The following is a 986-nucleotide window of genomic DNA, read 5'->3' on the forward strand; positions in this document are numbered from 1 at the left end:
GACAAAGATGAATCTTGCACGTGAGTTTGGCCTGTCGTCAGACCAGATGGTCAGTTATTGGTCGTGGAAATGGCGCAAGGGCGGCGACGAGGCACTAAAGCCGAAGCCGAAAGGCAGACCCAAAGGCTCAGCGGCGTCAAAGCCGCTTACCGAAGAGGAGCAGCTACGCCGTCAGATCGCACGGTTGGAAGCGGAAAACGCTTATCTAAAAAAATTGCGGGACTTGAGGAATCAGGGACGCGCCTGAAAGTCCGGGCGATTGTCATCCTCAAGTCACACCACCGCTTGGAATACCTCCTAGAAGCAGCAGGTATCCCACGGTCAACCTTCTTCTACCACCAGAAACGCCTTAGCCAACCGGATAAGCACGCCGCGCTTAAAGATGCCATCCGGGAAAGCTTCGAACGCAACAAGCATCGCTACGGCTACCGGCGAGTACTCCTTGACCTGCGTAACCAGGGCTGGGTGGTCAACCACAAACTCGTCTACAAACTCATGTGCGAGATGGGGCTGCGAGCCAAGATCCGCCGGCGCAGACCGTATGTTTCCTACACCGGGACGATCAGCCACATCGCTGACAACAAACTTGACCGCAAGTTCACCCCGGATCAGCCAAATACCGTTTTCGTCAGCGACGTTACCGAGTTCAGGGTCGCAGGCCGCAAGGTCTACCTGTCACCAGTGATGGACCTGTTCGATCGTTCAATTGTTGCCCATACTGTGGATACATCGCCGTCGACAGCGTTTACCGCTGATTCCTTGACTAAGGCGATCGCGGTTTGTGCGCCTGAACCCGGGTGGATGATGCACACCGACCAAGGCTTCCAGTACCAGCATTCCTCCTGGCGGAATTTGATTCATGACAACGGTGGTGTGCAGTCGATGTCGCGTAAAGCCAACTGCTACGACAACGCGGTCATGGAGAACTTCTTCGGCCACTTGAAAACCGAAATGTACCACGGCCAAGTCTTCGACACCGTCGCAGA

General features: G+C 55.2%; 1 pseudogene. It reads left to right on the forward strand.

The features are described from left to right. Positions 1 to 986, forward strand: a pseudogene (locus tag F4V54_RS10900) (IS3 family transposase); the annotation flags it as partial.

It is taken from the genome of Corynebacterium tuscaniense (assembly GCF_008693065.1).
GTDB classification, from domain to species: Bacteria; Actinomycetota; Actinomycetes; order Mycobacteriales; family Mycobacteriaceae; genus Corynebacterium; species Corynebacterium tuscaniense.